Below are 16,075 nucleotides of genomic sequence, written 5' to 3'. Positions count from 1 at the left end.
GCATGACGATCCGCGTACTGCTCGCCGACGACCAGGAGATGATCCGCGCCGCCTTCCGCATGATCCTCGATTCCCAGCCCGACATCGAGGTCGTCGCGGAAGCCGGCAACGGTGTCACCGCTGTCGAACTGGCCCGCTCCCTACGGCCGGACGTCTGCCTGCTGGACATCCGGATGCCGGAGCTCGACGGCCTCCAGGCGGCCCGTCTCCTGGCCGGCCCGGAAGTCCGTGATCCCCTGAACGTGGTGATGGCCACCACCTTCGACCTCGACGAGTACGTGTACGAGGCCCTCCGCAGCGGTGCCTGCGGCTTCCTCCTCAAAGACGGCGCGCCCGCCCTGCTCACCGAGGCCGTGCGGGCCGCCGCTGTCGGCGAGTCCCTGATCTCCCCCGCCATCACGCTCCGACTGTTGCGACACATGCGACCGACGCCACCGGCAACGACCGGAAGGGGAAACCCGCGGCGCCCGCCGGCCGATCCGCTCACCGCACGGGAACTCGATGTCACGCGGCTGGTCGCCCGAGGACTCACCAACGACGAACTCGCGGCGGAGCTCCACGTATCGCTCTCCACGATCAAGACGCATCTGGCCAACGCGCAGCGCAAACTGGCCGTTCGCAACCGCGTCGAAATCGCCGCCTGGGCATGGGAGAACGGCCTCGGCCACGAACAACTTCGCGAGGGGGACGCGCGCCGCTGAGCCCGTGACAGACCGATCGGTGACGGTATACGCCCGTGCGAGAGCCCACGCCGGGTTGCTCCCGCTTCATGGCGGCGTCGACCGCGGCGACAATTCCCGGCGCCGCCTGTGTGCGCTACGGCGGGACGCCCACTCGACGGCGGCCCGCAGCGAAGTCGTGGTTTCGACTCGTACCAGGTGGCGCGCTTGGCTCAGCCGGCGCGCCGCGTCGGGTTCCGTGTGGAGTCGGCCAGGCCCGCGGCGGCCTCCGGCGTCAGGTCGAACCCCGTGGGCAGCGGCAGCAGAGCGGCGGGCAGCGGGGAGACGGGAAGTCGCAGTGCACGGTCGTCCGTCGACGGCTCCTGCGGGGATGGGGCCGTTGCCTCGACCGCCTCGTGACGCCGCCGCTTGAGCAGACCATGGGGCGCGATACGACGGGCCGGATCTCGTTCGGGCATGTGCGTACTCCCTGGACCTTCAGCCGTGGAACACCGGACCGGTATCCGATACGGGAAGCACAACGGCCCCCGCACCTCAGCGGTTCAGCGTTCCGAGCAATTCCCCACTCCTACGCCCCGGGACGACAATCCCTTGAGGAGCGCGGCCTCGGAGCCATCGAGTCCGGAGGCCGCCGGCTCACCTGCGGCCGGCACCCAGCGCCATCCTGACGCTTGAAGAGAGTCCATCCGTGACAAGAGCGCGGCGCGCAACGTGATGAACTCGCCGTCGTCGCGGTAATGCGGCTGCGCCGTCGTCTGGGCGGGATGCTTTCGGTAGATCCCTCCGGGCTCGCTGATCATGCGGCCAGGTGCGACAGCCGCGCACGCCAGGACGAGCGCCATCGCCTCCAGCGCGGGGAGTGCCGGCCACCCGCCCAGCGCGCGCACCAGTCCGGTGCGGACAGTGAGGTGTGTACCGACCACCGGGAACCGGTCCGCCTCGAACTGCTCGCGGAGCTGCTGAAAGGACAGGGCGCCGGCCGGGGGATCGTACGGTCCCGGAACGAGAGCCCCGTCGGGCAGGAGGTCGAGACAGCTTGAGACGCACCAGGAAATGCCGGGGAAGTCCCTGAACACCTGGATGTCGCGCGCGAGGGCCCCCTCCATGAGCAGGTCATCGGCGTCCAGCGCCCGGACGAGATCTCCTCTCGCTCGCGCGAGTCCCAGGGTGCGCGCAACGCCCGCGCCGCCGCGAGTGCCTGTGCCGACACGCACGCGCGGGTCGTTGGGAAGCGCCGCGGTGGGACGGCTCGTTCGCCCGTCTTCCTGCACAATCCACTCCCACGACCACCCATGAGGCAGAGCTTGGTTCTTGACGGATATGTAGGCATCGCCCAGGTACTGGTGGCCGCCGTCATACACGGGCGTGATGATGCTGATGATCGGCACTAATTCCACCGCTCCAGCGGCGCCGTGCATCTGAGCTCGGTGCGGTCCGCGGGAAGAGGGATGTCCGAGAACCCCACTGCTTCGCCGTCCGTGATCACCCTGGATTTGATGCTTACTCCAATCTTCGGCGGGCACTCCGCGAGAGGGACGCCGATCGCGGCGGGTTCGGCGCGGGCGGCGTGCGGCTACTTGTTCCATCTCTTGTTCGTGTTGTTGACATCGAGTTCGGCCGCCGTCAGGTCCACGTGCAGAGGAATCCCGGGGCGGTTGCCGACCTTGATGAGGAAGTTGCCGAGGCCCGGTGGTTCGGCGCGGCGGCCGTTGGTCGCGTCCCAGGCCGGCGGGGTGGACCAGTCGACCAGCAGGCGCTTCTCGGCCTCGGTCAGCTCCACGATCTGAGCGAGCTGCGGTATCTCGGCGGGCGGGAGTCCCCCGCAGACCACCATGCCGGCGCGTTCCACGAAACCCTTCGCCTTGGTGCGGTCCTCCTCCGTGGGCAGTGCCAGGAGGTCGTCGATGCTGTGGGTGATCATGGCCAGGCCCACTCCGCGCTGGCGGTCCAGCCGGGTGAGGGCGTTGACCCGGTCGACCAGGCCGCGGCCCGCCTGGAGGACGCGCCACAACTCGTCCATGACCAGGAAGTAGTTGCGCTGCGGTTCCAGTCCCGCGTCCGCGAGCGCGTGTGCCGCGGAGACCGCGCCGAAGCCGTACGACCAGCAGGACAGCAGCGCCGCTGCCTGGAGCAGGGCCTCGCTGTCGTCGATGCCGCTGACGTCGAAGCAGACCGGGCGGTCCAGCTTCATCGCCTCCGTCGTCGGCCGGGCGAAGGTCCCGCCCAGGCGGCCGTCGCCGAGCAGGGCGGTCAGTGACGCCTCCAGGTTCTCCGTGATGTCGCGGTAGCGGGTCAGGTCACCCCGGTCCAGGGCGACCGCCCGTACCGCTTCCGGGGCGTCCTTGATGACCTGGACGAGGTCGCCGAGCACCGGCACCCGGCCCGAGCGCGAGTCGTGCCGGTCGTCCAGGACGTTCAGCGCGGTCGAGAGGATCGTCTCCTCACGGTCCGTCGGCGGCGCCGAGCGCAGGATGGTCACCAGGGCAGAGACCATGTTGAGACGGCGGCCGTGGATGTCGGCGAGCAGCCGTCCGCGGGCATCGCCGGTGAGCCGGGCCGCCGCCCGGCCGGACTCGCCGGGGTCCAGGACATTGAGGTTGCCGCGGCCCCGCCCCAGGCTGATGACCTGGCCGCCGATGGCCCTGATCAGGTCCACGTAGTCCGGCTTGAGGTCACCGAAGATCAGCGGATGGACACCGTAACCGGAGAGGCCGAGGGCCATACGCCGTACGACCGTCGACTTGCCGAGCCCGGGGCGGCCCAGCACGAACATCGACGGGTTGGCCAGCAGCCCCGTGCGCATGAACCAGGACACGGGGTCGCAGCACACCGTGGCCCCGGAGTCCAGGTCACGGCCGAGCGGCACCCCGACCATGGGGGTCCCGGCGCCCGCGCCGAACGGCCACAGACCGCACACCTGCACGGAAGTGCCTCGCCACTCGGGTGCGGGATCGACATAGCCGACCATGCCGCCGCCGGGGCCGGGCCAGCCACGGGGCGTGGGGCGGGACGGACGGGATTGCCTGGTCATGCGTGCCATCGGGTTCTCCTCTTTCTTGGACGCTCTCCGTCACATCGCCTCACATCGCGTCGCGCACCGTCTGCGGCAGAGCCGTGTGCAGCGGGAGCACCAGCCCCAGGGGCAGGGACGCGGCGAACGCCGCCGCCTGGGAGCCGTAGACGGGCCGCACCGCGATCCGGGCGGCGGGGGCCAGGTTGTCGACCGCCGCTGCGGCCTTCGCCAGTTCCCCGGCGGTGTTGACGGTCGCCGTGATCAGCAGACCGAAGCGGATCACGCCGTGTCCCTGGGCCTGTTCCTCGGTGGTCCTGCGCGCCGCCACCACCTCCGCGTCCTCACGCGCCTTGCCGATCTGTGACTGCTGGGCGCTGAACAGCGCGTTCTTGTAGTCCTGTTGGACGACCCGGGCGCCGTCCGCCGGAGTGTGCGGGCGGTACAGAAGCGTGACCCGCTTGCGGGCGATGTCGCGGTTGGGCTGCACCAGCCCGGTCAGGACGTTGGAGAACACCTCGCCCTGCGGGGCCTCCGTCATGGCCCACGTCACGCTGAACGCCCCGTCGTGCCGGTAGTGGTCCCAGGCCTCCTGGGCCGCCATGGGTCCGGCGTCCCGCCAGGTCAGCCCGGTGCCGCCGGTGGCCTGGGCCTCCTCCACCAGGGTCGCCACCGTCGGGTCGTAGGCGACGCGCACCGCCTCGGCGAGTTCGGTCGCGGTCATCGGTACGGCCGTGCCGGCGCTGGTCAGGGACAGCCCGGCGGTCAGGCCCGGCAGGCGGGTGCCGATGTGGAGCGCCATGTCCTCGGCGCTGCGGCGGGGGGTGCCAGGACGGGCGGCACCGGAGTACGTCAACGCGATGCGGGTGGCGATCCGCGCGGAGCCCGCGGGGTAGGCGGCCAGCACCTCCTGGAGCATCTCCGTCGCCAACTGGGGAGCATCGGATGCGGTGTTGGCGGCGATCTCGTGCTGGAGCCGCACGCCGGAGTCGGGGGCGGTCTCCACGGTGACGCTCGCGGCGACGAGGTCCGGTTCGGCACCCAGGGCGGACAGCCATTGGCCCCAGTGGGCCACCCAGGTGTCGACCTGCCGTTCGTCGACGAGGGCCGATCCGTCGGCGTCGCAGGAGATGACCGCGGTGTGGTGGCCGGTGGCCGGAATCGTGATCACGGCGAACGGGCGGCCGTATCCGTCCTGCGCCTCCGTCAGCGTCGACTCGGCCGCCAGGCCCGGCAGTCGGCAGGTGCCGTAGCCGGTACGGCCCAGCGGACCCGACCGGTACAGATGGCCGCCGGAAGAGGTGGTGCGCCACCAGGCCAGACGGACCGAGCCGCGCTTCATCAGCGTCCGGTCGTGCCGGTCCTTGAAACCCAGCGCGGCCGTGAGCATCGCCAGCGACAACGCGAGGCTCAGCGCGGCCAGGAGGGAGACCAGCGTGGTCAGCACCACGGCGATCAGCCCGGCGAACAGCAGCAGAGTCGCCCCCAGGGACAACCCGCGCAGCCCGGAGGTGCGAGGTTTACGGAAGTTGCCGTAGGTGCGTGTGGTGAGCTCTTCAGTCGTCATGGGCCTTCCTCCTGATGGTCGTCGGGATGCTGCCGGACCAGGACGGGCACCCGGGCGGCGGTCTCCCCCCGGTCCTCGGACCGCTCCTCGGCGGAACTCTCCGGCTCCGACGGTGCGCCCGTGGCACGGTCGCCGTCCGGCACCCCCCGTGCTCCCACGGCGCCCCGGGCGGTCGTCGACCCCGCCCGTGCGCCGGTGGCCTCCGGATTCACGGCGGCCCCGGCCACCGAGCGACCGGTGGCCAGGCTGCGCAGATGCGGAACGGGCAGCGCCCCGGTGGCCGCCGCGGCCGATCCGTCCGCCGCGGCGGACGCCTGGGCCGTACGGCCCCTACCGGAGACCGCGGCCTGGACCACGGGTGCGGCGAACCGCATCAGCGCGGGAAGCGTGAAGCAGGCCAGGACGATCAGCACGACTCCGGAGACCATCGAGACGACCTCGTTGTCCTGCTTCTGGCCGCTGAGCGAGAACGCCGCCGCGTACACGACGGCCGCCGCCGGTTTGTAGAGCACGAAGGCGAGGAGCCAGCCCACGGATTTACGGAACCAGACCCGGCCGGCGGGAGTGGAGCTGGCCGCCGCCGCCAGGGGAAGCGTTCCGGTAAGGATGACCAGCATGGCCATCCTCACGATCATCAGGGCGATCTGCGCGACGGTGCCCGTGATCACCAGCACGGCCATGATCAGGACGAGGAACGAGGAGTCCGCGCCGCCCAGCGCCAGCATGGCCGACGTACGTTTCTCGAACTCGCCCACACACTGCGCGACGGGTTCCCCGGTGGCGCTGATCTGCCGGCAGCCCGTTGACCTGTCGATGATCCAGACGCTGAACTTGTCGCCGGCCGAGGTCAGCAGAGCGACCGTGGCGACCCCGACCGATGAGACCATCACCAGGTTGAGCATCCCTTGCAGGGCCTGCCTGGCCGAGTCGCCGCGGCGCTGCCAGGCGAGCTGCCCGGCCGCGACCAGCAGGCACAGTACGGCCGTGAACGAGGTGAACCACAGGGTGGAGCCCTGGAGGAACGCCACCGGCCCCGCGTCGTCGGTCAGGTCGGGAGTGCCCAGGTTCATCCACGCGCCGCCGAGCGCCTCGACAGTCGTACTCGCCGCCTTCGCGGCGCTCTCGGCGATGTCGTCGAACGCGCTGTCGCCGAGGTCCTTCGGAACCGTCCCGGCGCCGTCGCCCACGCAGTAGCCGCCGACCGACGGGGTCACCCAGCCGAAGTCGCAGCCCGCCATCAGACGCCTCCCCACTCGGTGTAACCCGCGAGGGAACCGACCGGGATGGGCGGGGCCGGGTCCGCCGGGTACTCCAGCCGCCAGTCGCCGTCCCGCCAGAGCACCGTCGTGGTCGCGGCCTGCAACGCGCCGTCCGGGAACCGCCACACGGTCTGGACGACCGCGGTGCTGTCGTCGTAGGTGACGAACCGGAATCCGGCGATCTGTCCGTGGACACCGCCGTCCGGATCCGTGGGCGATTTCCTCTCGGCCTCGGTCCGCCCGGCTATGTAGGCGTCGCGGCCGGCGCCGACGGTCTGGACGCGGGTCACCTTCCGCCAGTCGTCGGCCGCCAGATAGCGCACGCTGATCTGGCTGGTGGCCAGCAGTGCGCCCACGGGAGTACGGGCGTAGCAGCGCGCCACGTCATCGCCGGCCACCGCCGGACCCGACCCCTCGGAGGCGGGGACGGCGACGGCGCCGAACAGGGACCAGGTCACCCCCCGGGGAGCGGCGGTGGGCAACTCCTGGCGCTTGTCGGCCAGTTCCGGGCACCGACCGTCGTCAGCGGGTGGGGACGTCGCCGGGGCGGTGGCACGGTCGGCGGGTGGCCGCGAGCCGGGGAGTGCGTCGTCCTGGCCGGCGGGGTCCGAGGTGAGGACGACCGTCCCCGCGACGACGGCGACGAAGCCGATGAACGCGGCGGCGAGGACAAAGCCGGGGCGCAGCCACGGACTTCGCGGCTCGCTGGCCCCCGTGTAGGAGCCGGGGTCTGCCATGGTTCCTCCCATCCTGATGGCTGGTCGGGTGAGTGAGGGGCCGGACGGACGGTCTTCCCGGAGGCCCCGTCCGGACAGGGCCTAGACGAACGCGCCGACGATGCCCGAGGCGGAGCCGACGAGCAGGCAGGCCCCCAGGACGAAGCCGAGTCCTCTGGCGTGCTCACGGCCCCCTCCCCGGGAGTGGTCGACCGCCATCCGGGCGGCGACGCCGAAGATGCCCGCGACACAGAGAAGGGTCACGCTCCAGGCCACCCACTTGAGCACCTTGAGCATGTCCGCGGCTCCGGGCGGCGCCTCTCCCCCGCCGACATCGGGCACACCCGAGGGCGCCGGCGATGCGGCGACGACATGGTCCACATACGGTGAGGCGTCCATGAGGGCCGCCATCAGGCTGGACAACTCGGTTCCCTTCTAAGCGGGTTGGGTGAGTCGGGTCAGGTCGCGGGCGAGCGCCGCGCACTCCTTGGGCACACGGGGTTCGCCGAGCCGCCAGGGCTCCACCCACGGGATCTCCCACAGCCTCGGTACGGCACCGGACACCAACAGCACCCGGTCCCGCAGGACTTTGGGACGCCGGCCCGGGGCGTCGGCGACAACGACCAGACCCAGCAGGTCGATGCCGGTGACCATGCCCGATGCCCACTGCTGGGCGGCGTTCCGCGCCGCGCCGAGGCCGCGCGCGGTGGAGCGGGCCACCAGTACCACCGCCTGGGAGCCGGTGGTCACCGGCCAGGCGCGGCCGGCGTCCCGGCCACCGGGCACGGTCTCTTCCAGAGTGCTGACGCCCGCCCCGCCGTGTACGCCGAGCCACCACCAGGACTGCCCGCGGCTCAGAAGCGGATGAGCGACGGGCAACCCCCGGTCGGGTGGGGGGACTCCGGCGCCCTGAGGTGCACGCGGTCCGGAGAACCCGGTGTCCGCGTCTTGAACCGTTCGCCCCGGTTTCCCGTTGGTGACCCCCGAAGGATCCGCACGCAGCCAGGGATTGACCACCGGCTCATCCCCTGCCAAGACATCTCCTTCGGCCGTCAACACAACGCGCCGATAATACACATGAGTTGCCAATTCACAAGAAACTACTTTTCTTGCTCCTAAGACAGATAAGGACTGTTTCCCCCATGTCGGACCACATGGCTTTTCGGATAGTTGCGCACCATGTGGGAGACCGCCGATGAGCAGCCGTCCCGGCCGGACCGGGCCGGCCGTTCTGGCCACCGGGTGCGTCGTCCTGGGACTGGTCGGCTCCCTGGTCGGTCTCTCGGTGCTGGGGGCCGCCGGCCGGCAACAGGACGTCGAACCGGTGGGACTGGTGGTCACCGGGCTCACGACCGAACGCATACCGCCGGAGTACGTGCGGTGGATCAAACGTGCCGGCGATCTCTGCCCGGAGGTCAGCGCCCCGCTGGTGGCCGCGCAGATCGAGGCGGAGTCCGGCTGGGACCCCACCGCCGTGAGCCATGCCCAGGCCGAAGGGCTGAGCCAGTTCATCCCCAGTACCTGGGCGACCTGGGGCGTGGACGCGGCCGGCAAGGACGGCAGTCCCGAACCGGACGGTGTGGCCGACCCGTTCACCCCGGGAGACGCGATCATGACCCAAGCCCGCTACGACTGCTGGCTCGCGGACACGGTCAGGGAGATGGACATCGGCGGCGACCTCACCCGTCTGATGCTCGCCGCCTACAACGCGGGCCCCGGAGCGGTCGAGCAAGCCAGGGGCGTGCCGCCGATCCCGGAGACAGGGAACTACGTCACCAGGATCATCGCCTCGATGTCGCGCTACACCGGCGGCGAACCGGCCGAGACCGGCGGCGCGTTCGGCGACCGGGTCGTGGCCAACGCCAAGAAATGGCTCGGCACCCCCTACTCGTGGGGCGGCGGCGGTCCGGAGGGCCCCGGGCGCGGATTCGCGCAGGGCGCGAACACGGTGGGGTTCGACTGCTCCAGCCTCGTGCAGAACGCGGTCTACCACGCCTCGGGCGGCGGCCTTCTCCTCCCCCGTGTCAGCCAGCTCCAGGTCACAGCGGGCAAGGCGGTGTCCCGCGACGACCTGCGGCCCGGCGACGTGATCGGGTTCCAGCTGAACGGCAGCTACGACCACATCGGCATCTACATCGGCCAGGGGCAGTTCATCCACTCGCCGAAGACCGGTGACGTGGTCAAGATCAGCAACCTGAACGAGCCCTATTACGCGGGCAAGCCCCAGACAGCCAGGCGGTTCGGATGACTTACACCCGTACATGGGCCACCACCGTCTCGGTGGCGACGGTGCTCGCGATCGGTCTACTCACCGGCGGGTGCGGTTCCGGTGGTGACGGTGGGCAACGCGCGCTCCCGGAGCCGTCGGCCCCTCCGGCGACCGGCACCGGCCCGTACCCGACGCCGTCCGTCCCTCGCACGGACGCACCCGCGCTCCCGGAGCCCACAGGGCCCACGGAGCCCGCGGAGCCTGCGAGCACAGACACGCCCCGCGGAAGCGCGGTCCGGCCCCAGGAAGTCGAAGGGACCGATGCCGACGCGGTCGGTGGGGGTGTGCTCAAAGCCCTGTGGACCTACGACACCACCACCGACGGCGGGCCCCGCGACGCCGAGCTGCGCGCCGCCGAAGCGGGGTGGCTGACCGGGGCGTACGCGGACCAAGTACGCGCCCACCGGCCCCGGTCGGTCCCCGGTGCCCAGTGGCGGGAGTGGGCCGGACACCACGCCCGTACCACCGTCGCGCTGAAGAAGACCGAGGACGCCGCGAAGCCCCCGGACACCGGCACCGAGGCATGGCGGCAGTGGACCGTCACCGCCACCCCGAAGGGGCGTGAGGGGTGGACGGGCGATCCCGTCGTCTCCTCCGTCTACGTACATCTCACCCGCACGACGACCGACAAGCCGTGGCGGGTCGCCGAGGTCACCGTCCGTTAGAGGTGTCCCCCAGGCCCTGAATGTCCAACTGCACGGTAGAGAGGTTCTGTCGACGATGCGCGAATCCACGGATGTACCCGCCTGGCCGGTCTACGACCTCACCGTGCACGACGACGGCCGGATCCTCATATCGGGCCCGCTGATTCCCCTGTCCGGGCACGCCACGCGCGCCGCCGCCATAGAGGTCGTGGCCGGCGCCGCCGCCCGGCTCGGACGGGCGGTGCGGGCCACGGCCACCGAACCGGGCGGTGCCGTATGGCAGTTGATCGTCTCGCCCGAGGGAGAGGTGAGCGAGGTGCCGGGCGGCGGCGCGCGCACCACGGCTCCGAAGAAACGCAAGGGGAGGCGCCCGGCCGGGCGCTCAGCGAAAGCGGCGACCGTCCCCGCCGCTTCCGGGCCCCGGCCCGGCGCGCCGAAGAGGGCCGAGACGTACGCGGAGTCCCTGGCCCAGGTACGGGACCATCTCGACGCGGGCCGTACCGACCAGGCGGGCGAGCTCGCCGCCCGGCTCGACGCGCAGGCGGCCGGGGTCCTCGGGGTCTCCCACCCCGAGGCCCTGCGTGTCCGCGAGGTCCACGCACGGGCCACCGCCCTGGCCGGAGACATGGTGGGCGGCGTCCAGTTGTACCGCGACGTGGCCGAGCGCTGGCACTACCGGGGGGACGCCGAGCAGGCCGAGACGGTGGCGAGCCACGCCGAGACGCTGTGGATGCGGATGACGCACGTGGGCCAGGCGCTGTCCGCCGGGGTCGACGTGATCCGTATGCGCAACCAGATCCCGGGCCGGTCCGGCGAAGCGCTCGCCGCGGCCCTGGAACACCGGGAGTGGCTGCTGAAGGCCCAGGACGCGGGCGAACCGGGCGCGCGGGAGCGGTCCGTGGCGGACACACCCGCCCCGCGAGTCGTGGCGGACCCACCCGCCGCGCGAGCCCCCCGACCCGCGCCGACCTGGGAACGGCCCGCGGTCGACACCCGGAAGGCGGGCTGAGTCCGGTCCGTACGGGGGGCCGCGGCCCGGCCGACGGGTGCGCGCCTCAGGCGGCGGACAGGTGCTCCTCGGGCTTCTTGACGACCTGGCCGCCGGGGCTTTCGCCAACCCCCATGGCCAGCCGCAGTGCGCGTAATGCGTGATGCACACGCGACTTGACGGTGCCCGCCGGTATACCGAGCAGCAGGCCCGTCTCCCGCATCGACCTGCCGGAGAAGTACGTCTCGTACAGCGCCTCGCGATGGTTGAGTGACAGCTTCTTGAACGCCTCTTTCAGCAACAGGGAGGAGAGCAGCCAGTCCACGTCGTCGGAGCTGGTCAGCAAGTCGTCCAGCCAGATGTTGCCGTTGACCTCCTGGGGACGGGTCTTGCGCATCCGGAACTCGTCGACAACGAGGTTGCGGGCGACTCTGAACAACCACGGCCGCAACTGCCGGCCGTCAGTCAGGTCCTGTGTCCGCCAGCAGCGCAGCAGGGTCTCCTGCACCACGTCCTCGGCCTTGTACCGGTCACCGTTCAACAGCCGTACCACGTAGGCGTAGAGCGCGCCCGCCTGTTCGTCGTGGAGTGTGCGCATCGCGCGTTCTCCGGCGCTCACCGCTCCCAAGGAGCCCATCACTGTGCCGCTCACGTTCTTACTCCCTCACTGCACGGCCTCGGGGGAAGGCCAGGTCTCAAGACCGCGCCCGGCGGCCTCGATTCGGGGGGAGTGTTACGCGTGGGGCTCCACGTCGCGTTGACGTTCGTTTGACGTTTAAACGTCCGATTCAGCCAAACTCAGCAGTAACCGGAGGGCCGAATACCGCACGGGGGCGCGCCTCTCCCTGGGCGCTCCCCCCGTGTCGACCTGCGCGTTCCCCTTCAGGCCACGCCGGTCTCTGACACGGCGGCCTCGGTGGCGAGAGCGCGTATACGGCGATCCATGCCCCTCGCCAACTCGACGTCCCCCACGGCCACACAGCCTCCCTCCGCGAGCCGGGACCACGCGGCGAGCAGGGTCCGGCCGTGTTCGAGGGCGGACGACAGGTCGTCGATCAGCCGCCACACGGCGACTGCCCGCAGCAGATCCTCATGGGCGCGCGGGTCGCCCTGCTGATGCCGGATCTTGGCGAGTTCGAGGCAGGTGAGCGTCGCGGCGGCGTGGTTGCCGCCCTTGTACGCCGCGTACGCCTCCAGGGCCTGCGCCTCCAGCGTGTACGGGTGCTCGGCGCCGAAGGTGCGCGCGGTGTGCTCCCGCAGCCGGAAGGCGAGCGCCGCCGCCCGATCCCGCGCTCCGGCGTCGATGGCATGACCGATACTCGCGACGAGTCCGGCGAGTTCGTCCGGGACAAGCACGGGTGCACCCACGTCGGTGGATGGTGTGCCTTCGCCGGGCGGTGCGTCGGGCGAGGGGCCGGGCACCAACGACAGCCCGGCGGAAGGCGGTTCGTCCGGTCGCTGTCCGTCCGGTCGCTGTTCGGCCGGCCCGGAATCCGCCGGCCCCGGCCCCTCCGCGAGCGGGTCCGTCTCGGTCAACTCCCGGTATCGCTCGTGCCGCACGATCCGGCTCGACCCGTCGGCGGTGACCTCGACACGGGTGGCGTACCCCGCCTGCCGGTCGACGATCATCGCCTCGACGGGGCCGCCCCCGGCCCGCGACCGTCGCTGCATCGTGTCGAGCACGGCCACGTTGACCGGTTCGCCGTCCGGCAGCGGGAAGGGCACGCCGTCGACCGTCACACGGCCGTCGCGATCGATGGACACCTCCACGGAGAGCAACGCCCCCCGGTCCGCGTCCTCCTGGCCGTCGCGGCCCTGCCCGATGTGTTTCCTTAGCACCCGATGATTCCTTCGCTGTCCTGGTCACTGCCCACCGGTGGGCGACGGGTTGATGCTGTCGAGCGGCAGTGGGCTGATGGTGGGGTACGCGGATCCTTCGGGAACCTTGACGGCACCCGAGTACACGGCGAACGAGCTTCTGACGCCGTAGACGTAGCTCTGCGCGCCGGAGTGGTCCGGTACCCCCTTCGCCTGTCTGACCGCGTCCAGGCCCACGTGGTACGCCGCCAGGGTCAAGTCGAGGCGATCGCCCTTGACTTCGTTGTTGGCGGCGAGTTCGTCGATGTCCTCGGCCAGTGAGCACAGGTATTTGCCCTGCGCCATGATCGAGTCCGCCGCGTCCAGGGCCGAGGTCTCGTCGTTGTCGTCCTCGTCCTCGCCGAACTCGTCGAACTTGTCCGGGGGCAACTGGGAGATCCCCTCGGCCCCGTCGGGCCCGACGAGTTTCTCGTTGAACATGGACTCCCGCTGGATCTGCGAGGCGATGACGATCGGGCCGATCTGTGTGCATTCGGCCCCGGCCTTCTTGATGTGCTCACGGAACTCCGCGGGCACGCTCGCTTCGTACAACTCGCTCCGCCCGTCGCCGCCGAACGCCTCGGCGACCTGGTCGCTGTCCCCTGTCGCGCTGCCGTCGCCTCCCCCACAGCCGAAGATTTCGCAAATGATGACCAGAGGGAAGAAGAAGACATAGATGACGAAGATCACGATCGCCCCGACCAGGATGATCAGGATGATCAGCGGGAAAAGCATGCATCCACTGAGAGCCGTACCCGCGCCGACGGCCACGAGCACGGCGTTCGTACCTTTGGTGGCTTGCCCGCTGCTGTCCGCGCCCATGTCCGGTCGCTCCTCTCGTGATCGGGTCCACGACGTGGTTTCGAACAGCGCTGAACCAGGTCATGGGTTTTCCCGTAGTGGCTGCCCGACGGATCACCGCGGGCCCGCACCGGCGCAACGGACGAAGCGGCCGATCAGTTCAATGCGGGATCCGCCGCCGTAGTTCGGAACCGAGAGGAGGGCGAACGCTCATGGATCTTCCACCGTCGGCATTCGCCGGCCCACAGATGTGGGTTCGTGGGCCGGCAACCCAGCAGGACACCCCGCCGACAGCCGTGTCACCGCGCTCAGTGGCGAGGACCACGCGCCCCGACGCACCCGCGCCCGCCCCACGCGCGCCCTCGCCGCACCGGGGGCAGCCGGTCGCCTGGGTCAACGCGCACGGCGGTGGCGGGGCGAGCACGCTCGCGCGGGTGCTGGGCGGGGCGGACCTGCGCCTTCGGTGGCCCGAACCGGCCCGGGGCGAACCAGGCGGAGTGTTGTTGGTGGCCCGCACCCATGCCGGTGGCATGCGGGCGGCGTCCCAGGCGCTGAACGCACTGCGCACCGGAGAACACCCCGACGGGGTGCACCTCATCGCCCTCGTGCTCGTCGCCGACGCGCCGGGTCGCCTGCCGCGCCAACTCGGCCGACGTGTACGCGTACTGCGTTCGGCGGCCGAGGTCCACCGCGTTCCCTGGGTTCCGGCGTGGCGCCTCGGCGAGGAGGTGGATCCGCTGCCGAAAGAGGTACGTGCGCTGGCGGAACTCACCTCCGGCACGACCGGACGTACGGCGGGACCCCGGTGAACCCCGCGGAGGTCCCCCGCCCCTGGTACTCGCCCGGGGAAGCCGAGTACGGGCCCAACGGAGACTTCGATCCGGACCCCGAGGCGGGTGAGCTGCTGGGCAATCTCGCCTGGCTCGTGACGGCCGCCGCCGTGGCGGGCGTGATCTTCATCGGCATTCAGATGGCCATGCGCCTGCGGGCCGGAGAGATGGGCGAAGGGGCGACCTACTTCCGAGGGGTCGTCATCATCCTGGGTTCCTGCGTCCTCGGCGTCGCCGCAGGGCCCCTCGTCAACTACGTGATCTGGCCTTATCTCCTGCGCTGACCGCACGTGAACACGTGAATATTCGACTTCGACTTGTTATGAAAACGGAGACCCTGATGAAGGACACATTGCGCGCGCTCTCCGCCAAGGGCTGGGACTATCTGGCCACCGACAAGGTTCCCAACCCGGAGCGGAACGCTCCTCAAGAACTGGCCAATGCCGTCGACACCGTTCTGGGGATCGCTGCTTGGGCAGGCACCGCCGCCGGTGTGGCGGGAATCATCATCACCGGAGTCATGATGGCCGCGTCCGTGAAGCGCGGAGAGGGTTCCGAGCACATGAGCCGCCTGGGCATGGTGCTGGGAGGCTGCGTCCTCGTCTCCACCGCGGGCCCCGTCGTCACCTTCTTCTTCGCGGCGTAATCCCGCTGGAGAGAACATCAACATGTTGCGCTCGCTACGGAAACGGAAGCCCGTCGACGGGCCCTTCTACAAGCAACGCGGCTGGATCACCGCGGCCGGGTTCCTCGGCTTTCTCGTGGTCATGTCGTTGGCGGCCCTCTCGACCGGGGCCACCAACGGCGTCACCGCCAAGGAAACGGAGATCGTGGCCGACAGCCGGAAGTTGCTGTCCGGACTGAGCGGCCCGCTGTCCCCCGGCGATCCGCAACAGGTCCGGGGCGGTCCGCAAGGACGTCCGGAGAACTGCCGTACCGACGACCGGGGCACCTCGCGGCCGACCACCACACCGAGGGATCTGCGGTGGCAGAAGCTCGTCACCGTCATGGTTCCCACGTCGGCGTCGGCCGGTCCGCTGCACACCGACAGCTCCGTGTGGTGGTGTTTCGCCCACACGCCCACGGGCGCGGTACTGGCGGCGCACGTCGTTCCCGTCCAGTTGAGCGGCACCGCGTGGCGCGCCGCCGCGGAGCAGCAGCTCGTGCCCGGGAGGCCGCGCGACAGATTCCTCACCGCCAAGGCCGAGGCCGGGACGGCGGATCCCGAAGCGAACCTCAGTGGGCGGTTCGTGGGCTTCTCACTGGCGTCCTACTCGGGTGAATCCGCCACCGTACGGCTGCTCCTCACCAATCCCGTAGGCGGCTACCTGAGCACATCGGTGTCCCTGCGCTGGCGGGACGGCGACTGGAAGGTGGCCCCTCTGGACGACGGGTCGCTCTACACACGAGTACGGCAGGCGAAGCCCAGCGGCTTCTCCGCGTGGGGAAAATGA

19 protein-coding genes are annotated in these 16,075 nt (G+C 70.6%); 8 read left to right on the top strand and 11 right to left on the bottom strand.

The window, feature by feature from the left end; translation table 11 throughout:
• Nucleotides 1–2 precede the first annotated feature (2 nt).
• Nucleotides 3–701 carry a response regulator gene (locus ACFWV8_RS05800; RefSeq protein ID WP_384198309.1) on the top strand — a complete coding sequence of 233 codons (699 nt, stop codon included), beginning with the start codon at nucleotides 3–5 and terminating at the stop codon, nucleotides 699–701.
• A gap of 191 nt (nucleotides 702–892) precedes the next feature.
• On the opposite strand, the gene ACFWV8_RS05795 is transcribed toward ACFWV8_RS05800, so the two are convergent.
• From ACFWV8_RS05795 to ACFWV8_RS05760, 8 genes are all read right to left on the bottom strand, one after another.
• A complete protein-coding gene (locus ACFWV8_RS05795; protein ID WP_384198307.1) occupies nucleotides 893–1,138 on the bottom strand; it encodes a hypothetical protein in 246 nt (81 codons plus the stop codon).
• Between the two features lie 84 nt (nucleotides 1,139–1,222).
• Entirely contained in the window at nucleotides 1,223–2,098 is an 876-nt protein-coding gene (locus ACFWV8_RS05790; protein WP_384198305.1) for a glycosyltransferase family 2 protein, read from the bottom strand.
• 155 nt (nucleotides 2,099–2,253) lie between these two features.
• Complete coding sequence (locus ACFWV8_RS05785) at nucleotides 2,254–3,720, bottom strand: ATP/GTP-binding protein (protein WP_384198303.1); 1,467 nt, start codon at nucleotides 3,718–3,720, stop codon at nucleotides 2,254–2,256.
• Nucleotides 3,721–3,760: 40 nt separating this feature from the next.
• On the bottom strand, nucleotides 3,761–5,257 hold the full coding sequence (locus ACFWV8_RS05780; protein WP_384198301.1) for an SCO6880 family protein: 1,497 nt from the start codon (nucleotides 5,255–5,257) through the stop codon (nucleotides 3,761–3,763).
• A complete protein-coding gene (locus ACFWV8_RS05775; protein ID WP_384198299.1) occupies nucleotides 5,254–6,495 on the bottom strand; it encodes a hypothetical protein in 1,242 nt (413 codons plus the stop codon). Before ACFWV8_RS05775 ends, ACFWV8_RS05780 begins: the two co-directional genes overlap by 4 nt.
• On the bottom strand, nucleotides 6,495–7,253 hold the full coding sequence (locus tag ACFWV8_RS05770) for a hypothetical protein (protein WP_384198297.1): 759 nt from the start codon (nucleotides 7,251–7,253) through the stop codon (nucleotides 6,495–6,497). Before ACFWV8_RS05770 ends, ACFWV8_RS05775 begins: the two co-directional genes overlap by 1 nt.
• Nucleotides 7,254–7,334: 81 nt before the next feature.
• The gene (locus ACFWV8_RS05765) at nucleotides 7,335–7,655 is read right to left on the bottom strand and encodes a hypothetical protein (protein ID WP_384198295.1); all 321 of its coding nucleotides are present in this window, start codon (nucleotides 7,653–7,655) and stop codon (nucleotides 7,335–7,337) included.
• Nucleotides 7,656–7,667: 12 nt separating this feature from the next.
• Complete coding sequence (locus tag ACFWV8_RS05760; protein ID WP_384198294.1) at nucleotides 7,668–8,111, bottom strand: DUF6668 family protein; 444 nt, start codon at nucleotides 8,109–8,111, stop codon at nucleotides 7,668–7,670.
• A gap of 316 nt (nucleotides 8,112–8,427) precedes the next feature.
• Between ACFWV8_RS05760 and ACFWV8_RS05755 the strand changes: the two genes are divergently transcribed.
• The 3 genes from ACFWV8_RS05755 to ACFWV8_RS05745 are packed head-to-tail and all read left to right on the top strand — an operon-like array spanning nucleotide 8,428 to nucleotide 11,154.
• Entirely contained in the window at nucleotides 8,428–9,480 is a 1,053-nt protein-coding gene (locus tag ACFWV8_RS05755) for an NlpC/P60 family protein (RefSeq protein WP_384198292.1), read from the top strand.
• A complete protein-coding gene (locus tag ACFWV8_RS05750; protein WP_384198290.1) occupies nucleotides 9,477–10,166 on the top strand; it encodes a hypothetical protein in 690 nt (229 codons plus the stop codon). The genes ACFWV8_RS05755 and ACFWV8_RS05750 overlap by 4 nt, the downstream gene beginning before the upstream one ends.
• A 55-nt stretch (nucleotides 10,167–10,221) precedes the next feature.
• Entirely contained in the window at nucleotides 10,222–11,154 is a 933-nt protein-coding gene (locus tag ACFWV8_RS05745; RefSeq protein ID WP_384198288.1) for a hypothetical protein, read from the top strand.
• 46 nt (nucleotides 11,155–11,200) lie between these two features.
• Here ACFWV8_RS05745 and ACFWV8_RS05740 read toward each other — a convergent pair whose 3' ends face one another.
• From ACFWV8_RS05740 to ACFWV8_RS05730, 3 genes are all read right to left on the bottom strand, one after another.
• Nucleotides 11,201–11,785, bottom strand: a complete 585-nt coding sequence (locus ACFWV8_RS05740) for a sigma-70 family RNA polymerase sigma factor (RefSeq protein ID WP_384198287.1) — start codon at nucleotides 11,783–11,785, stop codon at nucleotides 11,201–11,203.
• 230 nt (nucleotides 11,786–12,015) lie between these two features.
• Entirely contained in the window at nucleotides 12,016–12,972 is a 957-nt protein-coding gene (locus tag ACFWV8_RS05735; RefSeq protein ID WP_384198286.1) for a hypothetical protein, read from the bottom strand.
• Between the two features lie 24 nt (nucleotides 12,973–12,996).
• Nucleotides 12,997–13,812 (bottom strand): transglycosylase SLT domain-containing protein, encoded by an 816-nt coding sequence (locus tag ACFWV8_RS05730; RefSeq protein WP_384198284.1) that lies wholly within the window; start codon nucleotides 13,810–13,812, stop codon nucleotides 12,997–12,999.
• Nucleotides 13,813–14,102: 290 nt separating this feature from the next.
• Here ACFWV8_RS05730 and ACFWV8_RS05725 point away from each other — a divergent pair, with 290 nt between their 5' ends.
• Genes ACFWV8_RS05725 through ACFWV8_RS05710 form a run of 4 tightly spaced genes read left to right on the top strand, consistent with a single transcriptional unit; the run spans nucleotide 14,103 to nucleotide 16,075 of the window.
• Nucleotides 14,103–14,600, top strand: a complete 498-nt coding sequence (locus tag ACFWV8_RS05725) for a DUF6668 family protein (RefSeq protein ID WP_384198282.1) — start codon at nucleotides 14,103–14,105, stop codon at nucleotides 14,598–14,600.
• On the top strand, nucleotides 14,597–14,905 hold the full coding sequence (locus ACFWV8_RS05720) for a hypothetical protein (protein ID WP_384198280.1): 309 nt from the start codon (nucleotides 14,597–14,599) through the stop codon (nucleotides 14,903–14,905). Before ACFWV8_RS05725 ends, ACFWV8_RS05720 begins: the two co-directional genes overlap by 4 nt.
• A 56-nt stretch (nucleotides 14,906–14,961) precedes the next feature.
• Nucleotides 14,962–15,267, top strand: a complete 306-nt coding sequence (locus ACFWV8_RS05715; RefSeq protein WP_384198278.1) for a hypothetical protein — start codon at nucleotides 14,962–14,964, stop codon at nucleotides 15,265–15,267.
• A 22-nt stretch (nucleotides 15,268–15,289) separates the two neighbouring features.
• On the top strand, nucleotides 15,290–16,075 hold the full coding sequence (locus ACFWV8_RS05710; RefSeq protein ID WP_384198277.1) for a hypothetical protein: 786 nt from the start codon (nucleotides 15,290–15,292) through the stop codon (nucleotides 16,073–16,075).

This window comes from Streptomyces sp. NPDC058665 (assembly GCF_042714995.1).
Classification (GTDB): Bacteria; Actinomycetota; Actinomycetes; order Streptomycetales; family Streptomycetaceae; genus Streptomyces.
This window is presented reverse-complemented; position numbering and strand designations above follow the sequence as displayed.